The organism is Lacisediminihabitans sp. H27-G8 (assembly GCF_046156175.1).
Taxonomy (GTDB): Bacteria; Actinomycetota; Actinomycetes; order Actinomycetales; family Microbacteriaceae; genus Lacisediminihabitans.
The window spans coordinates 357,338-377,795 of sequence record NZ_JAYLVL010000002.1; the positions used below are offsets into that span (position 1 = coordinate 357,338).

Annotated in this window: 14 protein-coding genes; 5 read left to right on the forward strand and 9 right to left on the reverse strand. The window is 67.0% G+C overall.

The window, feature by feature from the left end; genetic code table 11:
• Positions 1-21: 21 nt before the first annotated feature.
• A complete protein-coding gene (locus VLI63_RS06520) occupies positions 22-990 on the reverse strand; it encodes a lysostaphin resistance A-like protein (protein WP_409156056.1) in 969 nt (322 codons plus the stop codon).
• Between the two features lie 84 nt (positions 991-1,074).
• A complete protein-coding gene (locus tag VLI63_RS06525) occupies positions 1,075-3,573 on the reverse strand; it encodes a 5'-nucleotidase C-terminal domain-containing protein (protein ID WP_409156057.1) in 2,499 nt (832 codons plus the stop codon).
• Between the two features lie 171 nt (positions 3,574-3,744).
• Here VLI63_RS06525 and VLI63_RS06530 point away from each other — a divergent pair, with 171 nt between their 5' ends.
• Both VLI63_RS06530 and VLI63_RS06535 read left to right on the forward strand, forming a co-directional pair.
• Positions 3,745-4,611, forward strand: coding sequence for an EamA family transporter (locus tag VLI63_RS06530; RefSeq protein ID WP_409156058.1), 867 nt, complete (start codon positions 3,745-3,747; stop codon positions 4,609-4,611).
• A 9-nt stretch (positions 4,612-4,620) separates the two neighbouring features.
• Positions 4,621-5,475 (forward strand): EamA family transporter, encoded by an 855-nt coding sequence (locus VLI63_RS06535; protein ID WP_409156059.1) that lies wholly within the window; start codon positions 4,621-4,623, stop codon positions 5,473-5,475.
• 75 nt (positions 5,476-5,550) lie between these two features.
• On the opposite strand, the gene VLI63_RS06540 is transcribed toward VLI63_RS06535, so the two are convergent.
• From VLI63_RS06540 to VLI63_RS06550, 3 genes are all read right to left on the reverse strand, one after another.
• Positions 5,551-6,432, reverse strand: coding sequence for a hypothetical protein (locus VLI63_RS06540; RefSeq protein ID WP_409156060.1), 882 nt, complete (start codon positions 6,430-6,432; stop codon positions 5,551-5,553).
• A 379-nt stretch (positions 6,433-6,811) separates the two neighbouring features.
• The gene (locus VLI63_RS06545) at positions 6,812-7,669 is read right to left on the reverse strand and encodes a hypothetical protein (protein ID WP_409156061.1); all 858 of its coding nucleotides are present in this window, start codon (positions 7,667-7,669) and stop codon (positions 6,812-6,814) included.
• Positions 7,670-7,834: 165 nt separating this feature from the next.
• The gene (locus VLI63_RS06550; RefSeq protein ID WP_409156062.1) at positions 7,835-9,973 is read right to left on the reverse strand and encodes a DEAD/DEAH box helicase; all 2,139 of its coding nucleotides are present in this window, start codon (positions 9,971-9,973) and stop codon (positions 7,835-7,837) included.
• Positions 9,974-10,247: 274 nt separating this feature from the next.
• Here VLI63_RS06550 and VLI63_RS06555 point away from each other — a divergent pair, with 274 nt between their 5' ends.
• The gene (locus tag VLI63_RS06555) at positions 10,248-11,207 is read left to right on the forward strand and encodes an alpha/beta hydrolase (RefSeq protein ID WP_409156063.1); all 960 of its coding nucleotides are present in this window, start codon (positions 10,248-10,250) and stop codon (positions 11,205-11,207) included.
• Between the two features lie 2 nt (positions 11,208-11,209).
• On the opposite strand, the gene VLI63_RS06560 is transcribed toward VLI63_RS06555, so the two are convergent.
• From VLI63_RS06560 to VLI63_RS06570, 3 genes are all read right to left on the reverse strand, one after another.
• Positions 11,210-11,677, reverse strand: a complete 468-nt coding sequence (locus tag VLI63_RS06560) for an NUDIX hydrolase (RefSeq protein ID WP_409156064.1) — start codon at positions 11,675-11,677, stop codon at positions 11,210-11,212.
• Positions 11,678-11,686: 9 nt separating this feature from the next.
• On the reverse strand, positions 11,687-14,785 hold the full coding sequence (locus tag VLI63_RS06565) for an efflux RND transporter permease subunit (protein WP_409156065.1): 3,099 nt from the start codon (positions 14,783-14,785) through the stop codon (positions 11,687-11,689).
• A 116-nt stretch (positions 14,786-14,901) separates the two neighbouring features.
• Positions 14,902-16,320, reverse strand: coding sequence for a PLP-dependent aminotransferase family protein (locus VLI63_RS06570; RefSeq protein WP_409156066.1), 1,419 nt, complete (start codon positions 16,318-16,320; stop codon positions 14,902-14,904).
• 61 nt (positions 16,321-16,381) lie between these two features.
• Here VLI63_RS06570 and VLI63_RS06575 point away from each other — a divergent pair, with 61 nt between their 5' ends.
• The gene (locus tag VLI63_RS06575) at positions 16,382-17,173 is read left to right on the forward strand and encodes a YczE/YyaS/YitT family protein (RefSeq protein WP_409156067.1); all 792 of its coding nucleotides are present in this window, start codon (positions 16,382-16,384) and stop codon (positions 17,171-17,173) included.
• A 145-nt stretch (positions 17,174-17,318) separates the two neighbouring features.
• Here the strand turns inward: VLI63_RS06575 and VLI63_RS06580 are convergent, their stop codons facing one another.
• Positions 17,319-18,080, reverse strand: a complete 762-nt coding sequence (locus VLI63_RS06580) for a MerR family transcriptional regulator (RefSeq protein ID WP_409156068.1) — start codon at positions 18,078-18,080, stop codon at positions 17,319-17,321.
• A 218-nt stretch (positions 18,081-18,298) separates the two neighbouring features.
• Between VLI63_RS06580 and VLI63_RS06585 the strand changes: the two genes are divergently transcribed.
• Positions 18,299-20,458 (forward strand): APC family permease, encoded by a 2,160-nt coding sequence (locus tag VLI63_RS06585; protein ID WP_409156069.1) that lies wholly within the window; start codon positions 18,299-18,301, stop codon positions 20,456-20,458.

Genomic DNA, 20,458 nt, shown 5'->3' on the forward strand with positions numbered 1-20,458 from the left:
TCTCCGGCCCACCGGGCGATTCTAGCCGCGGGGGGTGACAGCGCCCTGCGGGTCGCCGTCGCTGTGCACGAGGGTCGCCGGGTCGGGCGGTGGAGGGAGAGTGACGGCGCGCACTCGGGCGAGCCCGAACCGCTTGGCCGCGCGCAGCACGAGCCACGCGTAGAGGGCGAGGGTGAGCGCCGAGATCACGACTTCGAGGCCGCTGCCGGTCTTGGAGTTCACGTCAACGAGGCCGAAGGCCCCGATCACGAAGATCACCGTGTTGTTGACGACATGGGCCACGATGGATGCCTCGAGCCCGCCGGTCCTCCACGCCAGCCATCCCGCCACGACAGCGAACACCGAGACGTCGATCAGCCCCCACACGTCGTACTGGTGACCGATGGTGAACAGCGGCACGGGCAGCAGGATCGCGAACAGGGGATGCTTCAGCCATCCGCCGATCGTCTGCGCGAGGTACCCGCGAAAGAAGACCTCTTCCGCGGTCGCCTGCAGCGGCACCAGCACCACCGCGACGAGCACCACGACCCAGGTGCTCGACGACACGGCGGCCGGCGGGACGCGCTCACCGGTCACCAGGGGCAGCAGAACGACGGAGAAGAGGGTCGAGACTCCATAGGCGATGACGACGGGAAGGATGAGCCGCGCCATCCATCGCCAGCGCAGCCGCCCGGCGATCGACCAGAGCAGGCCGACCGGGCGCGGCCCCATGATGAGCCGAGCGAGCCAGACGGACGGCAGGATCACGGCGATGGATGACAGGGAGAACGCGAGCACCACCGGGAGGCTGTTGTCGATTTCACCCGTGGTGATGAGCTTCGTGATCACCGGTCGCACCTCGGGGAACACCAGCGTCGATGCGAGCAGCAGCACGACGAGCACGATGGTGAAGCCGATGAAGATGGCGAGGGCGATCAGGCCCGTGACGAGCGGCTTCCACCAGCGATAGCCGGGGGCACTTCTGGCGAGGCGATGATAGGCGAATTCCACGCGGCGAGCCTAACGACTGAAACGGGGAGTCCGGCCAGAGCCGGACTCCCCCTTTCGTGGGACATCCCGAACGGATGAGCCGGGTCAGAACACGAACAGCAGCGACGGGAAGGACGCGGAATCCACGAGTTGCGCGTCACCGCCGTAGGTGGCGGTCAGCAGATGGATGCCGCGACCGAGCTTCGGCAACGTCACGGTCGCCCGGCCGTTGTCCGCGGCCGTCAGCGTTGCGGCGGCGATGACCCTGCGACCGTCCCGCACCACGACCTCTCCGGTCGGCGCGAGGCCACCGCCGGACACCACCACCCGGTACACGACCGGCGAGTTGTGGCGCACGAGCACCCGGTCCACAGCCCCGCGCGTGGTGGAGGCGAGACGATCGACCGTCACTGCTGCGGACGTCGCTGCCCCCGGAGTCGTGCCGGGTGCGCTGGCCGTGACCGTCACGGTGATCGCTGCGCCGGCATCCGCGGGCACCAGGGTGTAGGTCGCGGCTGTCGCTCCGTCGATGGGCGCTCCCGCCCGATTCCACTGGTAGGCGAGAGTGGGGGATGCCACGCTCCAACTGCCCGGGGTCGCCGTGAGGGTGCGCCCCACCTTCGCGGTGCCACTGATGCTCGGGGGTGTCACCGAGGTGATAGCCGGCACCGTGATCGTCAGCGGAACGTCGATCGACGTGCCCGTCTGCGGCACGGCGACCGTGAGCACCAGGGTGCCGGCGGGCGTGGCCGTGGGAATGGTGACCGCGACGGATGCCCGACCCGTCTCATCTGTGAGGTCGACGACCGTGGGGTCGATGGCGGACTGCCCGAGCACGACACCGCCAGCACTGACCGTGGCGGTGCCGGAGTTGGGCTCGCCGTTGGAGAACAACAGCGAGGAGAGACCGAGGGTGACGACATCCCCGGGCTGTGCGGTGGCCGACGAGAGAGTGACGCCCACCGCCCGCTGCGCGTAGTCGGGGGCGGCGACCGGGTTCGCCACGAAGTAGTCGACCATGCTCTGCAGGTCGATCTTTCCGGTGTCACCGGCGTTCGTGCCCTTGGCGAGCGTCACGAAGTTGTCACCTCCGGAGGCGAGGAACGAGTTCACGACCACGGTGATCGAATCGGTCGCGGCGAGCGGCACGCCATTCACCGTGATCCCCGTGATGTGGCTCCCGGCAGCCGCCGTCGGGTCATAGCGATACTCGAGGGACTTCGATACGCCGAGCTTGAGGAACGGACGGGTCGACGTCGCCGGCTGCCACTGCTCCTCGAGCACCTGCTTGAGCTGCGCTCCCGTGAGCGTCTCGGTCACGAGAGTGTTGGCGAAAGGCTGCACGCTCGCGGCCTCCTGATAGGTGACGCGACCGTCGACATCGTTCGGGGTGTTGGCACTGGCCTTGTACTTGAGATCGGTGCGAAGACCGCCCGGATTCATCAGCGCGACCTGCGCCTTGCCGTTCGTCGCCCAGAGCTGAACATCGGCCACGAAGTTGCCGAGTGGGGACTCCCCACCACGGTTCTCGGTGACACCGTCCTTCTGGCTCGCCCGTTTGAAGTCGGCGGTGATCGTGCCGACCGGCACCGAGCCCTTGTCCTTCGCGGCGGCCACCGCGGCGGCGACGATGCCGGCGATGGCGGGGTCGGGAGCGAAGGCTCCGAACAGCGGCTTCACCTCGGAGGTGATGCTGAGCAGGGCTTTCGTTGTGGGGTCCACCGAGAGCGCGAGGTGGCCATAGTTTTCGCCGTATTTGCCCGCCTGCAGCACCGGACGGGTGCGGTCGGTGCCCGGCACCGGCAGCTGCCAGTTGTAGGCCTGGTGGGTGTGGCCGGAGACGATGGCGTCGACGTTCGCGTCCACCGTGCTCACGATCTTGCCGAAGGCGGAGTCACCGGTGGCGCTCGCGAGCGTGGCATCCGCCGCCCCCTCATGCACTGTCAATACGATGACATCTGCCTCGCCGTTGGCGGGATTGCCGTCGCTCAGCTGGTCAGCGACACGGTTGACCTCTGTCGGGATGTCCCGGAATTCGAGGTTCGCGACCCCGGCCGGGCTTACCAGCGACGGCGTCTCATCTGTCGTTGCTCCGATGAAACCGACCGTGACGCCGCCCACCTGCTTGAGGGCGTACTGCGCGAACTCCGGCTGGCCGGTGGTGCGGTTGTAGATGTTCGCGCTGAGCAGCGGATAGTTCGTGGCCGGGATCACCCGGCCCTCGAGGTCGGCCTGCCCCTGGTCGAGTTCGTGGTTGCCGATCGCGCTCGCGTCGACGCCGACCGCGTTCAGCGCGTCGATGGTGGGCTGGTCTTTCTGGATGAAGCTGGTGAAGGTGGAGGCCCCGATGGAGTCACCACCGGAGACGACGAGCGTGTTGGGATTGGCCGCGCGGAACGACTTCACCAGGCCACCAAGCACCGCAGCGCCCGCCGACGGGGATGACGCTTCGAGACGGCCGTGGAAGTCGTTGAAGCTGAGGATGTCGATGGCGACCGGTGCATCCGCAGCGGTGGCAGCGGATGCAGCGAGCGTCGGGATACCGAGCGCGACAGCGAGCGCGATAGCCGGGATGGTGAATCGGCGGGAACGGAAGGGTGCCATTGCTTCGTGTGTCTCCTTGGGTGCACGGCGCGTGCAGACGATGAGGTCCACCCCCGATCGGGGGGTGATGTGCACCCTATCCGTTCGAACGCCGTCGATGGAAGGACCTTTACCAAATGGTCATCGGCGGTTACCACTACCGTTGAGTTCTCCCTCCAGAAAAGGTCTCCCGTGCTCGCTGTGTTCGTCGGCGTCACGGCAGCGCTCATTTTCGGATCCGCGGACTTCGCCGGGGGCATGGCGGCGAAGCGCATCAGCGCGGTGCGCGTGACCGCGATCGGCGGACTCTCGGGACTCGTGCTTCTGCTGCTCGCGCTGCCGCTGTTCCCGAGCGTGTGGTCGACGAAGGCGGTGCTGCTCGGTGGCATCACCGGCATCACGGGCGCTCTCGCCGTCGTACTGCTCTATGCCTGCCTCGCAATCGGACCCATGAGCATCCTCTCGCCGCTCACCGCCGTGATCTCGGCGGTGGTGCCGGTGCTGGCGGGGGTGATTCGGGGCGAACGGCTGACCACCCTCGGTTACCTCGCCATCCCCGTCGCGCTGGTCGCCGTCGTACTCGTGGGCTTCGTTCCCGAACGCGGGGCGGTAAGACCGTCGCTGAAGGCGCTCGCGATGGCGGTCGGATCCGGCGCGCTGATCGGCGTCTTCCTGATCCTGATCGACCTGACCCCGGATGATTCGGGGCTCGTGCCCCTCGTGGTGAGCCGAGCCGTCAATGCCACCGTGATGTTCAGCGCGATCGGGGTCGGCGCACTGTGGGTGCGCCGCCGGGGAACTGTGCCTGCCGGGGTCGCCCGCTGGAAGCCGGGCCTGGTGCTGGCCATCATCGCCGGTGTGATCGACGCGACCGCTAACGCATTGCTGCTCTTCGGCCTTCGGCTCGGCGATCTCACCGTCCAGTCCGTGCTCACCGCTCTCTATCCAGCGGGCACGATCCTTCTCGCCGCGATCGTGTTGCGCGAAAGGATCGCGCCCGTGCAGGTGGTGGGTCTCGTTCTGGCCCTCACGGCCGCGGCGCTGCTTGCGGTGGCCTAGGAGCATGCAGTGTTGAGCGTCGTCCTCGCCCTCGCCGGTTCCGTGATCTACGGGGCGAGTGACTTCTTCGGAGGCCTCGCCGCGCGCGGCACGAGCGCCGTGAGGGTGACGCTGATCAACTCGATCTCCGGTCTCGCGATAGTGATGGTCGCGGCGCTCGTGCTCCCCAGCCGGTGGGGTCCATCGGTGTTGTTGTGGGGCGGGCTGGCCGGCGCGTGCGGGGCGGTCGCCCTCGTGCTGCTCTATGCCTGTCTCGCCATCGGACCGATGAGCATCCTCTCCCCGATCCTGGCCCTGGTGGCCGCGGTGATCCCGATCGCTGTCGGTTTCGCGCGCGGCGAGCGGCTGAGCGGGCTGGGTTACCTCGGCCTGGGCGTCGGGCTGGTCGCGATCATCCTGATCTGCCTCGTTCCGGGCGAACGCGCCGTTCGCCCGAGCCCGCGCGGCATCGTCATGGCGGTGGGGGCCGGAGTCGCGATCGGCGGGTACCTCGTCTTCATCGACCTGACGCCGACCGACAGCGGGCCGGCGCCGCTCCTCGTCACCTTCGTGGTCACCGGCCTCGTCATGTCGGTGGCCCTGCTGGGCCAGCGACTGGCCCGGCGCGGCGTGGCACGCCCGTCGATCACCCGGGCGACCGTGATCTTCTCCGTGCTCTGTGGCGTGACGGATGCGGCGGCCGCGTTCCTCTTTCTCCTCGCCCTGCGCACGGGAGAACTCTCGATCGTGTCGGTGCTGAACGCGCTCGCCCCGGCCGGCACCATCGTGCTCGCCGCACTCGTTCTGCGAGAACGGATCGCGCCGGTGCAGTGGTTTGGCCTCGCGGTCGCCCTCGTCGCGGCTGCGCTACTCGCGCTGGCCTGACGGGTCGGCGGCTGTCCCGCTCTCCGCAACGGGTTCCCCACCGGGCAACGGCCGCCGGGTAGCCGCTCGGGGCGACTAGCCGATGCGCTGGAGTGCGGTGAAGCGCATGTCGGTGAAGCCGGACGCGCAGGTCTGGAAGAGCAGATCGTAGCCGCGGGGGATGTCCTCGGCGTGGTTGACCTCACCGTTGAGGTGGGCCACCACACCGATCACGCGGTAGCGGCCGGCATCCAGACCGGTGATCGTGACGATCGCACCGGCAGCAGTGGGGAATCGGCTGCCGCCACAGCTGCTGTGTTCTGCGATGACCCGCACCTGGTAGACCGCGGTGACGTCCACGGCGCCACGGCATTGGTTGATCTCGTTCTGGAAGCCGCTGGTCCACACGCGCTGCACGAAGCCCTGGGTGGCGCGAGCGGCAGCCTCGGCCGCAGCCTGGGCCGCGGCTTGCGCGGCAGCCTGGGCTGCTGCTGCCGCGGCGGCCTGTGCTGCCGCAGCAGCGGCGGCGGCGGCGGCGGCGGCAGCGGCAGCCTCGTGCTCGGCTTTCAGCTGTGCCGCCGCGCGGGCGATCGCCTCGAGGCGTACATCCCGCTGGGAGAGGAAGTCCCCGAGCACGACGGCGCGGGCGACACGTGCGACGGGGGGTGCCGCCGCGGCGACCGGCACGACTTCTGCGGGCCGGGCGGTCTGAGCCGCTGCTGTTTGCGCGGCCGGAACGACGAGGATGGACGGACGAGCAGTCCAGAGGGATGCCGCGCGCACACTGCGGGGCGTGCCCGTCTCGGTGCCGACGGCGACGATCTCGCTGTGGGCCGGCTGAGCGGTGTGAGCATCTGCGCTCTCCGCCGGGGAGAGGGGGGCGAGGATGGCGACGCTGGCAGCGGTGACCCCGACGACGAGAGTCGTCAGCGCCCGACGAAAGGTCGTTGCAGATGGTGCGGAGTCGCTAAAAGACATGGAATCCCCCGATTCAGTCACAGGTGTACTTGTGCTGTGTCGGGTGGTTAGTCGCAGCGTTTCTGTGAGTTGCCTAGGGAGCGCCTCACACCTGAAACGCTAACAGGTTCACGCCTCGGGTCAACCCACATTTGTACCCCGACCGGTGGCAGCAGGCCCGCGGGGAGCATATTTTCGTACAGCGGGTAAAATACACCATGATCAAGCTATTCGCTGCGGAATATAGTGATATCGATCTCAATCCGAGAAATGCCCGGTGAAGGTGACCTTAGGAAAATCGGGGTACAGGGCTCGATGTGTACCCCTTTGGGACCCGCGTACCCTTCATGACGGACACCGCCTCTCCCCTGTATTGGGGGGCTGGTATCCCTCACAAACTTCAGCCTCTGGTCGGTGAGCCGAACCAGTCGGTGAAGTCGACCCAGAAGTTGCGGTTGCCGTAGGACGAGCACGCATCACCCTGACCGTGCGGATTGGCCAGGGCTGCGGCATTCGGCTGATACGGCGTGTAGTTGTAGAGAGCGGCCGTCGCCTGGTTGCGGATGTTCACCACTGCGACCCCGCACGTCGCATCCGGATTGAACTTCACCGCCACCGGCCCCACCCGATAGCGCCAGTGCGCGGGATCCAACAGGTAGCTGCGCAATTGCTTCGCGGCCCGGTACACCTGGGACGCGAACCCGTAGAACTCCGTGTCGCAGGCGGCGGAGTCGGGGCATCCGTATCCCATGGCCACCCGGTACGCGCGGTCCGTCGGGGACACCGCCGTGATGAGTCCCTGTTCCTTCTGCAGCATCACGAGAAGCACCTTCGGGTTGATGCGGCACGCGTGTGCCACCTGCACCACGATTCGGCTGGCGAGCACCCCCGACTCCCCGTCGAGAGCGGCGCACTGCCCACCCGCCGAGGCCGAACGGGCGGGAAGCTCGGACCGGTAGGCACGCAGGCAGGTGGTCTCACTGGTGAAGGCGCATCCGGGTGCCTGCTGGGCGATGAAGAACTGCACCTGCGCCTCGGTCAGCGAGCGCGAGTCGGAAAGCACCCTGTCGGAGAGGATGTACCCGGGATCGAAGTCCGCGACGCCAGCGACAGCGAGATCGTGATGCGGGGGCGACGCGGCCTCGGCGAGCGCAGTGCCGGACGAGAGCCCGCCGAGGATCACCGCGAGCACCGAGGCGACCGCGACGGCGCGGAACACGACGGCGGATCGCGGCTCGGCAGGGCGATGGGACGGCATCCCTCCATCTTCGTCGCCTCGCGCCGCCCCGCCTAGATTTCCCCGTTCGTTCCGGCGGGTGAACACCGGGTAACGCCCACCTTGTCGCGCCCCCGCAGTACGACGAAGGGCGTCAATCCGATCGGATGGACGCCCTTCGGCACAACTGGTTGCTATCGCGCGGCTCTAGAGTGCGGCGAGTTCTTCGATCACGCGGTCGCCGGGAGCGGCGTTGACCATGGACGCCGTGATCTCGGCGCGGCCGAGCAGCTCGTCCATGCGGCGACGACGCGCCTTCGAGATGAGCGTCACGACGGTACCGACCTTGCCCGCGCGGCCGGTGCGGCCGGAGCGGTGCAGGTAGGTCTTGTACTCGTCGGGGGCGTCGGCCTGGATCACGAGCGAGATGTCATCCACGTGGATGCCGCGGGCTGCGACATCCGTCGCCACGAGCACGTTGACCCGGCCGCTGGTGAGCAGCTGGAGGTTGCGCGTGCGTCGCGACTGGTTGAGGTCTCCGTGCAGCGACGTGGCCGGGATGCCGGCATCCTCGAGCTGGTCGGCCAACTGCTCGGCGAACGCGCGGGTGCGGGCGAAGATGAGCGTCTTGCCCTCGCCACCGGCGAGCTCCTCGATGATGCGGGTCTTGTCGCGCTGCTCGATGAGCAGCACACGGTGGTCGATCGTGGAAGACGCCTGGTCTTCACCGGCGACCTCGTGCACGGCGGGGTCCTTGAGGAACTGCTTGACCAGGGTGGCGACACCCTTGTCGAGAGTTGCCGAGAACAGCAGCTTCTGGCCGCCGGCCTTGGTGGACTCGAGGATGCGCTGCACCGGCTCGAGGAAACCGAGGTCGCACATGTGGTCGGCCTCGTCGAGCACGGTCACGAAGACCTCGCTCAGGTCGAGACGGCCCTGCTCGATGAGGTCTTCGACGCGACCGGGAGTCGCGATGACGATGTCGACACCGCGCTGGAGGGTCGAGACCTGCTTGTACTGCGGCACACCACCGACGATCGTCGTGGTGAACAGGCCGACGCTGCGGGCGATGGGCTGCACCGTGCGGTCGATCTGCATGGCGAGCTCACGGGTGGGCGCGAGGATCAGCGCACGGGGCTTGCGGCCCGGCTTGCGTCCGGCGCCGCCCATGTTCTCCATAAGGCGCTCCACGAGCGGGGCTCCGAAAGCGATGGTCTTGCCGGATCCGGTCTTTCCGCGACCGAGCACGTCCTTGCCGGCGAGCACATCCGGGATGGTGGCGGCCTGGATCGGGAACGGCGTCTCTGCACCCATCACGATGAGCTGGCGGGTCATGTTGTCGCCGATGCCGAGGTCTTTCCAGCTGACGCCGGCCGCGTCACCCGCGGTGATGACCTTGGCCTCGAGGCGCTCGAGCACGACGTCTTCGTGGGCGGCGAAAGCCGTCGACTTGGCGTCGTTCTTGGCCGGGTAGTAGTCGCTGTCGCGGCGGGGAGCACGATCCTCGAAGGAGCGGGCCGGACGGTCGTTGTACGCGGGACGGTCCGTACGCGGTACGCGATCGTTGTACGACGGGCGCTCGGTCCGAGCCGGACGATCGTTGTACGCGGGACGATCCGTGCGCGGTGCGCGATCGTTGTACGCGGGACGATCCGTGCGAGCCGGACGGTCGTTGTACGCGGGACGATCCGTGCGAGCCGGACGGTCGTTGTACGCGGGACGGTCCGTACGCGGTACGCGATCGTTGTACAACGGGCGCTCGGTACGAGCAGGACGATCGTTGTACGCGGGACGATCCGTGCGAGCCGGACGATCGTTGTACGCGGGGCGGTCCGTGCGAGCCGGGCGGTCGTTGTATGCGGGACGCTCGGTGCGCGGTGCGCGGTCGTTGGTCGCCGGGCGGTCGCCGTACGACGGACGCTCGGCACGAGCCGGACGGTCGCCGTAGGCCGGACGCTCGGGGCGGTCGGTGTTGTTGTACGAAGGGCGGGCGGGGCGGTCGCCGTACGACGGACGCGCGGGGCGATCGTTGTAGGAGGGACGCTCGGTGCGCTCGCCATAGGAAGGACGCTCGGTGCGCTGGGGGCGGTCGCCGTAAGAGGGGCGAGCCGGACGCTCATTGGTCGGAGTCCAGTTGGGTCGGCGATCCGTGGATGCGGGGCGCTCGGTGCCAGCGGGGCGGTCCCCGGTGCGCGCGGCACGTTCATCCGCGTTCCAGCGCTTCTTCACCGGGGCGTCATTGTGGAAGCCGCGGTGACCCTCGCTGCGGCTGCCATTCTTGGCGGGTCCAGCGGAGTTGTACTTTTTGACAGGTCGGCCTGAGGCCGCTTTTTTATCGAAGGGCATAGTCGTATTTCCGGGTTGTGTTTAAGTGCATGGCAGCACACTGCCAACAAGCAGTGTTTCTGCTGGAACCCGGGCAGTCTTTGGCCAGGACCGTTTCACATACGTGATTGTTCCCACGTATTCCAGGGAGTAGCTGGAGGTGTTCTCTTAAGGTGAGAACTGAGGGAAACCGGCCCGAAAGACTTACAAACCCATTCGCGTTTATGCCGCGATGTCTAGAGCCGACTCGACTACGTTACAGGACACCTGCCGAAACCGCATTAGATTGGCTCGAATGCGTGTTCTGGGAGCGACGGCCACACGGCAGAAGGCGACGTGGGCGATAGCGGCGCTCGCGGCCGCCGTCGTTCTGCTGTCGCTGGTCGCGTGCACGCCGACGGGTTCCCAGTCGGAGCGCGTCACCCCCACCGCGCAGCCGCTCTATCCGCAGGTGAAGACCTACCCCCGCATCGTCGTGGCCGAGAACCTCGACTACGGCAGCGCCACGGGCGGTCGAGTGGATGTCTGCCTCCCGCCTGATCCAACGGACTCATCGACTCCCCGCGCCGCGATCGTCTCCATCCACGGCGGCAGCTGGCGGGCGGGCGACAAGGCCAACATCAACTGGCGCAGCGTCTGCCAGTGGCTCGCGTCAGAGGGTTTCGTCACCTTCTCTGTGGGCTACGGGCTGGCCCCCCAGCATCCGTTCCCGGCCGGAATCGACGATGTGCGGGCCGCCGTGCGTTACATGCGCTCGAGTGCGGTCGTGCAGAAATACGACATCGACCCGAAGCGCATCGGGGCGTTCGGCGGATCAGCCGGTGGCAACCTCGCGGCGCTGCTCGGTGTCGAGGGCACCGGCAGCCTCACCTCTGGCTCCCGGGTCGCGGCGGTGGCCGAGCTCAGCGGCCCGACCAACCTCACCGGAGATGGCATCGAGCTCGCGGATTTCCGCCCGCTCGAACTCTCCTACCTCGCGTGCGCGAGCTTCGAGGACTGCCCGCAGGCGGTGCGCGCCTCGCCTCTGTTCCAGGTCGACGATTCGGATCCCCCGTTCTTCATCGGGCACTCCCTGGACGAACGGATCCCCCTCGAGCAGTCGAGCGAGTTCGTGCGCGCGCTGCGGGAGCACGACATCGACACGACTTTCGTGACCGTGAAGGGTCATCTCCATTCGATCGCGATGCTCGGTGACGACATGCGCTCGCGCATCTCGAGCTTCTTCCACAGCGCGCTCGATCAGCCCGCCCGCTGAGCTCAGCGCTCGAAGCGCGCCGCCTCGGTACCCTCGACCGCAACGCGGATGCGGGAGCTCATGTCCTCGGACAGCCGTGGCAGGGCATCCAACCGAAACCACGCCGCCTCCGTGTTCTCGCCGTCGGCGGGGAACGGATCGCCCGAGACCCAGCTGCAGCGGAATACGAGGTCGAGATACCTCGATCGGTCGCCGTTCGCGTAAGTGACGGTGTCGATCACCTTGACCCAGGCCAGCGATTCGACGTGCGCAACGACATCCGCTTCCTCGAGCACTTCGCGCTCGGCCGCGACGGCGGGTTCCTCCCCCGGGTCGACGATGCCGGTGACGGGAGTCCACGCGCCGCTGTCCGCTCGCCGCACGAGCAACACCTCAGGTCCACGCAGCACCACCGCCGTCACCCCGGGCAACCAGAGCTCGTCGTGCCCGATCTTTTCCCGGAGGGCGAGAACGAAGTCGGGAGTGGCCATCAGCCGAGCCTAGCTTTGCGCCTCGGTCACTGCCGCCATGTCAGCCGCCTCCTTGGCCGCGCGACGATCGCTGCGACGTTCCTTCGCACCCTCCACCAGGTAGTAGAGCACCGGCAACACGATGAGCGTGAGCAGGGTGGATGACACGAGTCCCCCGATCACCACGATCGCGAGCGGCTGCGAGATGAAGCCGCCGTGACCGGTGAGGCCGATTCCCAGCGGCAACAGCGCGAAGATCGTGGCGAGAGCGGTCATGAGGATCGGCCGCAGACGACGCGAGGCGCCGTTGACGATCGCGTCGTCGACCTTCATCCCCCGGGTGCGGTATTGGTTGATCAGGTCGACGAGCACGATCGCGTTCGTCACCACGATTCCGATGAGCATCAGCACACCGATCAGCGAGGCGACTCCGAGGGGCACCCCGGAGATCACCTGCAGCACGATCGCCCCGGTCGCGGCGAAGGGGATCGACACGAGCAGCAGCAACGGCTGCCGCAGGCTCTTGAAGGTGGCCACCATCACGACGTAGACGATGAGGATGGCGGCGAGCAGTGCGAGTCCGAGCTGGCTGAACGAGTCGCCCTGCTGGGTGGTGACCCCGCCGAGAGTCGCGGTGGCGCTGGCCGGCAGCTTCGCCTTAGCGACGGCGGCCGACACGATCGCCGAGGCGCTTCCCGTGTTGTCCGTGCTCGGCGTCACCGAGAGAGTGGCGCTGCGCAAACCCTTGATCGTGGTGATGCTCGACGGCCCGTTTACCGTGGAGACGGTGGCGAGGTCGGAGAGCGGCACGACGCCGGTCACGGTCGGAATCGAGAACGCCTTGAGGGCATCCGTCGTCTTGGGCGCGCTGGAATTGTTCACGTAGATCGAGAGGGTCTTGCCATCGATGACCACGCTTCCGGTGGCGCTCGGGTTCATCGCCTGCGTGACGATGCCGCCGACCTGCACCTCGGTCAGTCCGGCGGCGGCCGCCTTCGCGCGGTCGATCTGCACCGCGATGTAGGGCAGCGAGGCGGAGAGGTTGCTCGATGCGCGCGAGACGACGGAGAGGTTCTTCACCTTGGCGAGAATGGTGTCGGATGCCTCGCGCAGGTCCGCGTCGCTGCCGGCGGTGATGTCCACCTCGATGTCCGACGACGCGAAACCGCCCTGGGCTGCCGCGACTGCCAGCTCACCCTTGCCGGTGATCTTCTTCAATTCGGAGGTGACCTTCGCCTGGAGCTTGGCCTGGTCGGCGTTCGGGTCGGTCGTGAGCGAGTAGGTGCTCGATCCCCCACCCGAGAAGGCCGCTCGCAGCGAGCTGCCACCGGACCCGATAGTGAGGAGCACGGTATCGACGCCCTTCACCTCCCGGAGGGTGGTCTCCACCTCCTTCGACGCGGCGTTCTGGGCCTCGAGGCTGGTGCCGAGGGGAAGCTTCTGCGTCACGGTGAGCGTGTTCTGCCCGCTGTTGCCGATGAAGTTGGTCTTGATGCTCGTGGCGAGCAGACCGCTGCCGGCCAGGAGCAGCAGCGCGGCCACCAGCACGATCGCGGGGAACTTGAGAGTCCAGCGGATCACCGGAAGGTAGATCTTCTGCAGGCGAGTGACCTTCTCGACCGGCTCGGTGCCGGCGTGCTTGTGCACCGCCTTTTTGCTGCCGAGGAACCAGTAGGCGAGCACCGGGACGATCGTGAGGGAGACGAACAGCGACGCGAGCAAGGCCATGGTCACGGTGAGCGCGAAGGGCCGGAACAGCTCCCCGGTGAGCCCACCGACAAGCGCGATCGGAAGGAAAACGGCAACCGTCGTCACCGTGGAGGCGGTGACCGCCGTGGCGACCTCGCGCACGGCGGCGAGGATGGCGGGCAACTTCTCCTCGCCGAGCCCGATGTGCCGCTTGATGTTCTCGATCACGACGATCGAGTCATCGACGACGCGACCGATCGCGATGGTGAGCGCGGCGAGGGTGATCACGTTGAGCGTGTAGCCCGAAGCCTGCATGCCGATGAAGGTGATGAGCACCGAGACCGGTATCGAGATCGCTGTGACGAGAGTCGAGCGCACCGAGAACAGGAAGACGAGGATGATGACCACAGCGAACACGAGGCCGAGCAGTCCCTCTTGCGCGAGGCTGTCGATCGACTGGGTGATCGACGGGGCCTGGTCCGAGACGACGGTGAACCTGGTGTTCGAGCCCAGCTGCTTCTCGAGAGTGGGGATGTCATCCCGCACGGTGTGGGACACCGACACCGTGTTGCCCGCGGCCGATTTGGTGATGTTGAGGGTCACGGCAGGCTTGCCGTTGACGCTGGAGTAGCCGCTCGTCGGATCGTTCACGACGGCGACGGTGGCGACATCCGCAATGGTGGGTGGCGTCGCCGCCCGAGTGCCGAGCAGCGGAAGGGCGGCGATCTCGTCGGTGGTGGTGATGCGCGACCCGGACTGCACGGTGAGGGTCTTGCCGTCCTCGGTGATCGATCCGCTCGCCAGCAGCGTGCCATTGGCCGCGAGAGCGGACTTGATCGACTGGATGCTCAGGCCGTCGGCGGCGAGTTTGTCCGCATCCGGGGTGATGGTGACCCGCTGGGATGCGGCGCCGAGCAGGCTCACATCGCTCACGCCCTCGAGTTGCTTCAGGTTCGTGACCGTGAGGGCGGAGAGTTTGGCGGCGAGGGTGTTGGCGTCCATGTCGCTGGTGACCGCGAGCTGGATCACTGGGAAGTCACTGAGGCTGAAGGTGATGACCTGCGGAGTGACGTTCGAGGGCAGGCGTGTCTTGATGCGGTCGAGAGCCAGCTGCACCTTCTGCTCGGAGGTGGCGATATCGGTGCCATAGGCGAATGAGGCCGTCACCGTCGATGCCGAGGTGTTGGACGTCGCGGTGGTGGAGTCGAGGTTCTCTATGCCCTGGAGCGCGCTCTCGATCGGAGTGCTGACGTCGGTGTTCACGACATCGGGCGACGCACCGGGGTACGACGTGACGATGAAGACCGAGGGGAGGGAGAGGGAGGGGATCAACTCCTGCTTGAAGGAGGTGAGGGCGATGCCGCCGAAGATGCCGATGACGATCGTGATCAGCGCGATGAGAGCGCGATTGCGCAGGCTGAAAACTGAAAACAAGTGCACGGGGAAGTCTCCTGGGGCTGTGGCAGGGCGATACGCACGACCTTGTGCTCGTGGAAAGTATCTCAGTGCTGGCTGGAGGTCTGCATACTCTCGTGGGAGTAACCGATCCGCGGGCGCTAGACCACTTCTGCCAGGAAGGACTGGTCGAGTAGTGGACCGCGCGCGAGTGAGGTCCAGGCCCGGCCGAGAGCCTCGATGGCACGATCGGTCTCGTCAGCCGAATGCCCGAAGGGGATGCGCAGGAAACGCTCGAAGGCACCATCGATTCCGAAGCGGGGGCCCGCCGCCAGCAGCAGTCCTTCCGCGCGTGCGGCGAGCGTCAGTTGCGAGCTCACCGGCGCTCCGAGGTTGACCCAGGTGGTGAGGCCGCCATTCGGGGTCGGCACCCGCCACTCCGGGAAGGCAGCCGCGAGAGCCCCGGCGAGGTGGTCCCGGCCCGCCCGCAACTGCGCCTGGCGAATATCGAGAATGGCGTCGTACTGATCGAGGAGGTTCTTCACCACGAGCTGTTCGAGGGCCGGAGTGCCGAGGTCGCCAGCGCTCCGCGCTCGCGTGAGCTTCTGGATGAGCTGCCGCTCGGCCCGGATCCAGCCGATCCGCACCCCGCCCCACACCGTCTTCCCGACCGATCCGATGGTGACGGCGGCACCGTAGGCCGCGAGGGGCAGCGGGGGATCCGGCCGGTCGATGGTCAGCTCGGCCATGGTCTCGTCTGCGACGATCACCGTGCCCTGCCGTTCGGCGAGCGCCAGCATCCGCTCCCGCATCGCGGCCGGCATGGTCTGCCCGGTGGGATTGTGGAAGTCGGGCATGAGGTAGCCCATCGCCGGGCTGGAGCGTTGGATGGCCTGCTCGAGCGCCGCTTCATCCCAGCCGTCATCGCTCGTCACGCTCACGGGAACGAGCCGCGCTCCGGTGAGCCGGAGGGCTTCATAGGCATGCGGATAGCTCGGAGATTCGACGAGGGCGCTGTCGCCGCGACCGAGGATGGTGCGCGCGAGCAGGGCGATCGCGTGCTGGGCACCGAGGGTGATCATGATCTGCTCCGGTTCGGTCGGCAGCCCCCTCGCGCTGTACCGGTCGGCGACGGCGGCGCGCAGCACCGGGAGTCCGATCGGGTCGAAGCCCGGGTCGCCCAGATAGGCGGGAAGCTCGGTGGCCGCCTGGAGCGCCGCTGCAGCGAGCGCCGGGATCGCGGGCAGCGCCGCCTTGCTGAAGTCGAGGTATCCGGCCTGATGGTTGTCGATGATGATCGGCGAACGCGAGGGCAGCCGCGCGACGCTGCCCGATCCGCGGAGGCTGTCGAGGTATCCCCCTTCCCTCAGCTCGCCATAGCTCGCCGTCACCGTGGTGCGACTGACCCCGAGCTGCGCCGCCAGGTCACGCTCAGCGGGCACCCGGGTGCCGAGGGGGATGCGCCCGTCGAGGATGAGCAGGCGGATGCGATCGGCGAGTGCCGCGTAGGCCGGAGCGGCGGTGGCCTCTCGCCACCCCCGCAAGAGGGAGGCCAATGATCGGGCCGACAGGGAGTTCATAGAGCCACTCTAAAAGTATTGGCATCTTGCCAGAAGGCCAATCTGCTAATTGGATGGGTAAATGATGATTCGACGCCTGGCCCAGCTGCTCGTCGGCCTGATCCTCTACGGGTTCGCGATCGCGATGATGGTGCAGGCGGGCATCGGCGTCTCGCCCTGGGATGTGCTCACGCAGGGCATCGCGAGGCAGACCGGTCTCGCGTTCGGCCTGATCACGAATGTCGTCGGGCTGCTGGTGCTGCTGTTGTGGATCCCCATCCGCCAGAGGCCGGGCCTCGGCACGCTGCTCAACGTGCTGCTGATCGGGCCGAGCGCCCAGTTCGGCCTGTGGCTGCTGCCGGTCGCGCGAGAGCTCTGGGAACAGGTGCTCCTGTTCGCCGGCGGGCTCGCACTGCTCGCCCTCGCCACCGGCCTCTATATCGGCGCGCGTTTCGGGCCCGGGCCGCGTGACGGCCTCATGACGGGCATCCATCGACGCTGGCGCTGGCGACTCTGGATCGTGCGCACCTCGATCGAGGTGACGGTGCTGGCCATCGGATGGCTGCTCGGCGGCAATGTCGGCGTCGGCACCGTGCTGTTCGCGGTGCTGATCGGGCCGATGGTCAATGTGACGATCCCGCTGCTGACCGTGCCGGCGAGCATCCGCCCCGCCGTTCCTCAGCCGTCCGTCGCTCGGGCCTCCGTTATTCGGGCCTCCGTTATTCAGGCCACCGTCGCTCAGGCCTCCGTCACTCAGGCCTCCGTCACTCAGGCCTCCGTTATTCAGGAAGATACGGGATCAGAGGTGCCAAAGGGACGGATGTTAGCCCCATCCACCACTCCCGCCCCTCCCGTCTCACACCTTCCTGAATGATGAAACGCACCGACTGGCGGAACGAACCGAATGATGGAATGCACCGACTGGCGGAACGAACCGACTGACGGAACGAACCGGCTGACGGAACGAACCGACTGACGGAACGAACCGACTGACGGAACGATCCGGCTGACGGAACGCCCTAGCCGAGGTGGCGGGAGGCGAATGCGGCCATCGCATCGCGCACAAAGGTGGCACCCTCCGTGCCGCCGTAGTTCGCGGCGAAGCGGTCGTCGGCAACGTACATCTCCCCCAGGCCCGTGAACTGTTCGGAAGTCGGGGCCGTTCCCTGCCAGGAGGCCGTGATCCACAGGTAGTGGCGCCGGGTGATCGCCTGCACCGCGTCGCCGTCGACGTCCGCGCCCGCCGCGAAGGCCGATGCATAGTCCCCCTTCACCGCCTTCTGTTCGGACTGGAACCTCTCCTTGTCTTCTGCGGAGAGGGATCTCCACCACCGGTCACCACCGGCGTAGGACTGAATACCCCACCGTTCCACCACCTCTTCCCTGTAGGCGGTGTGGTCGAATCCGTCGAACATCTCGTCGGCCATGAGTGGTGTTCCTTCCTTCTTGTTGGTGATGGTGATCTCCACCGAACGGATCTGCCGGTCGAGACGGTTCTTCTCCTGGCGCAACCAGCGCAGGTGCGCCGCCAGCGCATCCGCATCGTCGGTCGCACCGGCGAGCACGTCCGCGATCGCCGGCAACCCGAGTCCGAGTTCGCGCAGCATCAGGATGCGCTGGAGTCGCGTGAGGGCGACCGCGTCGTAATAGCGGTAGCCATTGGCGCCGACGCGGGTGGGCGCGAGGAGCCCGATATCGTCGTAGTGGCGCAGGGTGCGGGAGGTGGTGCCCGATAGCCGGGCGATTTCCTGGATCGACCAGTCCTTGGCGGTGTTCGTCATGAACCTCACGCTAGAGGTTGACGCAGCGTCAAGGTCAAGCGCCGTCATTGACCTGGACCTCGGGCAACCAGCACCCGATCGACCGGGGAGACCAGCCGGGGAGACCAGCCGGGGAGGCCAGCCGCGGAACGCCGGTTAAGCGAAGGAATGCCGGGAGTATTCCCCCGATCGGCGGCTGATTTCAAACAGACCAGAGTTCAGGTGTAGTGTCGCACCTCGTGACTAGCGAAGTTCGTTCGCCGAAGCGTTGGCTGATCGGCGAACCGCTGGCCTCCGAGAAACTGGAGGGCCAGCTCCTCCCGAAGCACCTCGCGCTGCCCATTTTCGCCAGCGATGCGTTGTCTTCAGTGGCCTATGCGCCCCAGGAACTGCTCCTCATCCTCACCCTCGGCGGGCTGGCGTTCCTGAGCTTCGCGCCCTGGGTGGCCGCGGCCGTCGTGCTTCTGCTCATCGTGGTGGTCACCTCCTACCGCCAACTCATCAAGGCCTACCCCTCGGGCGGCGGCGACTACGAGGTCGCCCACAAGAACCTCGGCGAGAAGGCCGGCCTCGTCGTCGCCTCCGCGCTGCTCGTCGACTACATCCTCACCGTCACCGTGTCGGTGGCCTCCGGGGTGGACAACATCATCTCCGCGTTCCCGATGCTCAACACGTACCGGGTCGAGATCGCGGTCGGCTTCGTGATCGTGCTCGCCGCCATCAACCTGCGCGGTGTCGCTGAGTCGAGCAAGGCCTTCGCCCTTCCCACCTACCTGTTCATCGCCTCCACCGGCATCATGATCGTCACCGGGCTGGTTCGCGCCGCGCTGGGTGACACCCCGATCGCGGCATCCTCGGCCTACACGGTCAAAGATCCGGCGAGCCTCACGCAGATCGCGTTCATCCTGTTGCTGCTTCGCGCCTTCGCGAGCGGATGTTCCGCCCTCACCGGCGTCGAAGCGGTGGCGAACGGCGTGCAGGCGTTCCGTCGCCCGAAGATCAAGAACGCCCAGCGCACGCTGGTGCTCATGGGATCCATCGCCATCGTGCTCTTCATCGGCATCATGGCCCTCGCGCTGATCAGCAAGGTGCACTACGCGGAGTCCGCCTGTGACCTCCAGGGCTTCAAAGACTGCACCACCGCTCCGCAGACCAGCGTGATCTCGCAGATCGCGGCGGCCACGTTCCCGGGTGCCGGCTACTTCATGTTCTACGTGATCCAGGGCGCCACCGCACTCGTGCTGCTGCTGGCGGCGAACACCGCATTCAATGGCTTCCCATTGCTCGGCTCCGTGCTTGCCCGCGATTCCTACGCGCCCAAGTCGCTCCAGACCCGAGGCGACCGCCTGGTCTACTCGAACGGCGTGCTCGTGCTGAGTGGCGCGGCCATCCTGCTCCTGGTGATCTACCGCGCCAATCTCACCCAGCTCATCCAGCTCTACATCATCGGCGTCTTCGTCTCCTTCACCCTCGGCCAGACCGGCATGGTGGTGCACTGGACCCGGATGCTGCGCGACGGCCGCGAGACCCTCAGCAAGGCCCAGCGCGGCCAGGTCTGGCGCAGCCGGGCGATCAACGCCACCGGCGCGACATTCACGGGCATCGTGCTCATCGTGGTGACGATCACGAAGTTCACCCACGGCGCGTGGCTGGTCTTCGCGATCATGCCCGTGCTCTTCTACCTGATGCTGCGCATCAACCGCTACTACGGGCAGGTGGCCAAGGACATCGAGGTCGACCCCACCACCACCTTCGGTGCCACCGGCGACCATGCCGTCGTGCTCGTCGGCAAGATGCAGAAGCCGACCCTCAAGGCGCTCGACTACGCGATCGCCGCGCGCCACGAGAGCATCGAAGCCGTGCACATCAACATCGACGACCATGCCTCTGAGCTGCTGTCGAAGCAATGGGACGAGATGAACATCCAGGTGCCGCTGCGCATCGTTCCCTCGCCCTACCGTGACATCAGCATGCCGCTGATCAAGTACATCAAGGCGCGTCGAGCCGAGTTCGGCTCCGAGGTCGTCACGGTCTACACGCCGCAGTACATCGTGGGCCACTGGTGGGAGAACCTGCTGCACAACCACAAGGCCCGACGCATCCGCCAGAAGCTGATGCTCGTGCACGGGGTCACGATCGCGCTGGTGCCCTGGCTGCTCGACTCCACGCGCAACCTCTACAGCCGGTCGTATCGCCCCCTCCCCGGCGAGTCCCGTCGTGGCGAACCCCGCCGACCCATCATGCGCAAACCGCTTCCCCCGGCCGCACCAGCGGCTCGCAAGTCGAGCGTGCTCGCCGGCGATGGTCGCGCCGAGAGTCAGGTCGACCGCGCCGCGCGTCTCGCGCGCGAGTCGGCCGCCAAGAAGTCTGCCGCCAGAAATCCCCCGGGCCAGAAGTAG